This is a genomic window from uncultured Mucilaginibacter sp. (genome assembly GCF_903913935.1).
Taxonomy (GTDB): Bacteria; Bacteroidota; Bacteroidia; order Sphingobacteriales; family Sphingobacteriaceae; genus Mucilaginibacter.
In genome coordinates, this window is sequence record NZ_CAIWNH010000573.1 from 1 (window position 1) to 5,081 (window position 5,081).

A 5,081-nucleotide genomic window follows, 5' to 3' on the forward strand; every position below is an offset into this window, starting at 1 on the left:
AGATTTGCCTGTTTTTTTAGTATTTTTAGCCGCAACAGGTATATAATCATATATTTTTCAGTTTTATTTACCTGCCAGGCGGTTAATATGAATAAAATAGACCAGGTTTTAACAAAGCAGCAGCAAAATAAACGTGATAAATACCTGTATATCATAAAAATTGGTGGAAATGTTATTGATAATTCGGAAAACCTTTATCATTTTTTAAAGGATTTTACCGCACTGCCGGGTTTTAAAATACTGGTTCATGGCGGGGGTAAAGTAGCAACGCAACTATCGGAAACATTAGGGGTGGAGGCTAAAATGGTGGATGGCCGCAGGATAACGGATGTAGAAACCTTAAGGGTGGTGACGATGGTTTACGGTGGTTTAATCAATAAAAATATTGTTGCTCAATTACAGCGGTTTGGTAACAACGCCATTGGGCTTACTGGTGCCGACGGGGATTTTATCCGGGCAAAAAAACGTCCTGTAAAAAAAATTGATTACGGTTTTGTTGGCGATCTTGACGAAAATTCTATCAAGCCACAAAATCTCATCAGCCTTATGGACGCTGGTTTTACTCCTGTTTTTTGTGCGCTAACCCATGATGGTGCCGGGCAGTTGCTAAACACCAATGCTGATACCATTGCATCTGCATTGGCAGTTGCTCTGGCCAAATATTACCATACCACCCTGATCTATTGTTTTGAGAAGAAAGGGGTATTGAAAGACATAAATGACGAAGAATCGTTGATCAGGGAAATAGATCCCAAACATTACGAAGAATTAAAAGAACAACAGGTAATACACAGCGGAATGCTGCCCAAGCTTGATAATGCCTTTGCCGCGATAGCACGCGGTGTAAAAAAGGTGATCATCGGCCATTCTGACGACCTTGGAAATATAAAAGAACACCAATCATTTGGCACAAATTTAATCGAACATTATTTATGAATTCACAACAGCATATTGCCATACTCGGCAGCGGTAACATTGGCTTGTCATTGGCTAAAGGCCTTGTTAAAGCCGGAATTTGTAAACCCCAGCAAATATCCCTTACCCGCAGAAACGTCGGCGCATTAGCTGCATATGCCGAATTGGGCTACCATACAACAGATAATAATTTAAAAGCCGTTAGAAAGGCCGATTATGTAGTGCTTGCGGTGTTGCCGCAACAATTGAATAAACTGCTCGATGAGATCCGTCCATCCATCAGGCCTGAGAAACAATTGTTAATTTCTGTGGTTTCGGGGGTTAGTTGCGCGGATATCCGCCAGCAACTGGATCTGAATGTACAGGTAATCCGCGCGATGCCGAATACAGCGATCGCGATCGGGCAATCGATGACCTGTATTGCTACTGACAATGGCACGCCTAAAAATATCAATTTTGCACGTTCATTTTTTGAAACCGTTGGCGTTACCATCCAGATCAACGAAGAATTGATGACATCAGCAACCGCGCTTTGCGCCTGTGGTATAGCTTTCTTTTTAAGGTCGATACGTGCCGCTTCACAGGGAGGTACAGAAATTGGATTCCATGCACATGATGCATTAAAAATGGCTGCTCAAACCGCCAAGGGCGCTGCGGATCTGTTGTTGCAGCTTTCCTCGCACCCTGAACAGGAAATAGATAAAGTAACCTCGCCAAGCGGATGTACCATTGCAGGTTTAAATGAAATGGAACATAATGGATTCAGTTCCGCTATGATAAAAGGGATTAAGTTATCGGCAGCCAAAGCCGGCGATCTTTATCATAAAGAACAATGAATTGAGCGTAGAGATTAGTTTAATCTCTACGTTGTATATCCCAACAATTTCATCACCTGTTTACTGTTTTGTTCTTCCCCAAAAACTTCAAAGTTGAATGTTTCATCACGGTTACGCCTGATGATCACATGTTTTGGTGAAGGTAACAGACAATGATGAATGCCGCCGTACCCGCTTAAAACTTCCTGGTAAGCACCGGTATTAAAAAAGCCGATATATTGTACTTTACGCGTTTTAGGCATAAACACACTATTCATGTGGGCCTCCTGGTTATAATAATCCTGCCCGTCGCAGGTAATTCCACCAAGGTTAACGCGCTCATATTCTGAGTCCCAGTTGTTGATCGGCAATAAAATATATTTCTGGTTGAGGGCCCATACGTCAGGCAGGTTGGTAATAAATGAACCATCCAGCATCAGCCATTTTTCACGGTCGTTTTGCTGTTTGCGGCCCAATACCTTGTATAAAATGCCGGATGCTTCGGCCACCGTATATTTACCGAATTCAGTAATAATATCCGGCTCTTCGGTGTCATTATCGGCACAAATCTCTTTTATCCGGCTCACAATTTCATTGATCATGTATTCATAATCGAAATCAAAAACCAGTGAATCTTTAAAAGGCATGCCGCCGCCAATATCAAGCGTATCCAGGTGCGGGTTTATCTTTTTAAATTTACAATACAGGGTGACGTATTTTTCGAGCTCGTTCCAATAGTACGGTGTATCGGAAATCCCTGAATTGATGAAGAAATGCAGCAACTTAACGCGGAAATTAGGATTCGCCTCAATCTTATTATAATAGAAATCTATAATATCTTCCATACGCACCCCTAAACGCGACGTATAAAACTGCGAATCAGGTTGCTCTTCTGCGGCAATACGGATACCGAGATTACACGGGGTATCCATTTCAATCTCATCGTCGTAAAGGTTAAATTCCTCTTTATTATCCAATACCGGGATGATGTTTTTGAAACCATCATGCAGCATGTCAATAATATAGGTTTTGTACTGAAAGGTTTTAAAACCGTTACAAATAACTGTTACGTCTTTATTAACCGCGCCTTTTTTCTCCAGGATATCAATCATCGGCATATCAAAAGCCGACGATGTTTCCAGGTGGATCTCGTTTTTAAGCGCTTCTTCAACCACGTGCTTAAAATGCGAGCTTTTAGTGCAATAACAATATTTATAGCTGCCGCGATAATTGTTTTTTATAATGGCCTGCTGAAACAACAGCTTAGCCTGCTGGATCTTTTTAGAAATTATAGGTACATAAGTGAAGCGTAGGGGGGTACCATACGTTTCAATCATTTCCATTAAATTGAGGTCGTGAAAATAGAGTTCATCCTCAATGATCTCAAAACCTTCCTGCGGGAAACCTACACTCAGGTCAAGAAATTCTTCGTAGCTCTGCATTTTTTAAAATTTTGCCAAAAATGTAATTTTTAAATGGAAATATGGGCTATTTGTTGGGACATTTTTTTATTTGACAGTTCATGGTTAATTGTTCATAGTTCATGGCAGCTGCAAATAGTTATTGATCGATATTTTCCAACTTAAATCCGGCTATGATCCCTGAACTATCAGCTATGAACCAACCGGCAAATGCACCTCAGCCATCATACACCTGGCGCTGCCCCCGCCATTGGTCTCAATGGTATTAATATCAGCGTAAACTAATTTTCCATATTTTTCAAGTGCGCCTTTTTGTTGATCATCCAAAGCGTTGAATGCGTTTTGCGACATTACGATCAACGTCTCACCGTCTTTATTCTTAACTTCGAGCATATTACCGGCAAACTGGTTCATTTGTTCAAAGCTGATGCTGATAATTTCCTTATGCGTTAATTTAAGGATAGATATTACTGCATTCTTTTCCTCATCATCTGTAATGCTGTCCATACATATCACTGCAAACCCACTGCCCACGCACATTAATACGTTAGTGTGATAAATGGGCATATGGTACTCGTCGTAGGCATGAAAACTCACTTCTTTATAGTCGGCCTGTTCGCAAAATAAGGCCAGTACTTCGCGATCTGTTCTTGGTGATATGCAGGCATAGGCAATTTTATTAACCCTATCGAGCACCATGCTGCCGGTTCCTTCCAGAAATTTATTTTCCTGTTCAAAACTGCTCAGGTCAGTAATATGTTTCACTTCAAAGTAAACTTCTAGTTGGCCTATGATGTCTTCCCGTCGTTCAAGCCTGCGGTTTTCGGCTTGCATCGGATACAAAAATATATCTCCGTCTTGATGAAAAGACACCCAGTTATTCGGAAATATGGAATCCGGTGTAAAAGGATCAGGCGTGTCATCAATAACCGTCACATCGACGCCGTTTTCACGGAGGATATTTACCATTCCGTCAAACTCCCATTGCGCCTTATCATTTGCGCTAATTTTATCAGTGTTTCTCTTCTGAAAAGCATTACTTCCGGCGGTTTCTTCATTAAAGCCAAAGTTTACCGGCCGGATCATTAAGATGTGAGATGTAGATTGTTGATTGACCATGAATTCAATAATTATTAATCGGGGCAAATTTGCATAATTAAAACAATAAACCATAGCGATCAACCTTGAACCAAAAAACCTAACTTTACCCCATCCAATTATTAAAAATGAACAAAGTAGTTAATGGCGCTGACGAGGCTATCTGTGATATAACCGATGGCATGACCTTAATGCTCGGTGGCTTTGGAATGTGCGGCTTGCCTGAAAAATGCATAGGCGCACTGGTCAAAAAAGGCACAAAAAACCTAACCTGCATTTCCAACAATGCAGCTGTCGATGATTTTGGCATCGGCTTGATGCTTAAACAACGGCAGGTGAAAAAAATGATCTCGTCTTACGTAGGAGAGAACGCTGAATTTGAAAGGCAATTACTTAGCGGCGAACTGGAGGTTGAACTGATTCCCCAGGGAACGTTGGCCACCCGCTGTATGGCGGCAGGCTATGGCATGCCGGCGATTTTTACACCTGCAGGCATCGGCACCGAAGTGGCCATCGGAAAGGAAATACGGAATTTTAATGGCAAGGATTATTTAATGGAGATGGCGTTTGAAGCCGATTTTGCCATTGTAAAAGCCTGGAAAGGAGATAGGCTTGGAAACCTCGTTTATCGTGCAACGGCGCGCAATTTTAATGCGGTAATGGCGATGGCCGGGAAAATCACAATAGCCGAAGTAGAAGAACTGGTTGAACCCGGTGAACTTGATCCGGATCATATTCATACGCCGGGAATTTATGTGCACCGGATTTTTCAGGGAGAAAATTACGAAAAGAGAATAGAGCAAAGAACCGTTAGAAAAAGAAATTAATTTGA

5 protein-coding genes are annotated in these 5,081 nt (G+C 41.5%); 3 read left to right on the top strand and 2 right to left on the bottom strand.

Translation table 11 applies throughout. The annotated features are described in order from the left end of the window. Positions 1-87: 87 nt before the first annotated feature. A complete protein-coding gene (gene argB, locus QZY09_RS23315; protein ID WP_295676764.1) occupies positions 88-936 on the top strand; it encodes an acetylglutamate kinase in 849 nt (282 codons plus the stop codon). Continuing rightward, positions 933-1,751: a pyrroline-5-carboxylate reductase gene (proC, locus tag QZY09_RS23320; RefSeq protein WP_295676753.1), complete on the top strand. Its 819-nt coding sequence runs from the start codon at positions 933-935 to the stop codon at positions 1,749-1,751. Before argB ends, proC begins: the two co-directional genes overlap by 4 nt. A gap of 26 nt (positions 1,752-1,777) precedes the next feature. Here the strand turns inward: proC and QZY09_RS23325 are convergent, their stop codons facing one another. Both QZY09_RS23325 and ctlX read right to left on the bottom strand, forming a co-directional pair. Further along, positions 1,778-3,172: an arginine decarboxylase gene (locus QZY09_RS23325; RefSeq protein WP_295676756.1), complete on the bottom strand. Its 1,395-nt coding sequence runs from the start codon at positions 3,170-3,172 to the stop codon at positions 1,778-1,780. A 171-nt stretch (positions 3,173-3,343) separates the two neighbouring features. Then, positions 3,344-4,270, bottom strand: a complete 927-nt coding sequence (gene ctlX, locus QZY09_RS23330) for a citrulline utilization hydrolase CtlX (protein WP_295676759.1) — start codon at positions 4,268-4,270, stop codon at positions 3,344-3,346. A gap of 107 nt (positions 4,271-4,377) precedes the next feature. Here ctlX and QZY09_RS23335 point away from each other — a divergent pair, with 107 nt between their 5' ends. Beyond that, on the top strand, positions 4,378-5,076 hold the full coding sequence (locus tag QZY09_RS23335) for a CoA transferase subunit A (RefSeq protein ID WP_295676762.1): 699 nt from the start codon (positions 4,378-4,380) through the stop codon (positions 5,074-5,076). The last annotated feature ends 5 nt before the right edge of the window (positions 5,077-5,081 follow it).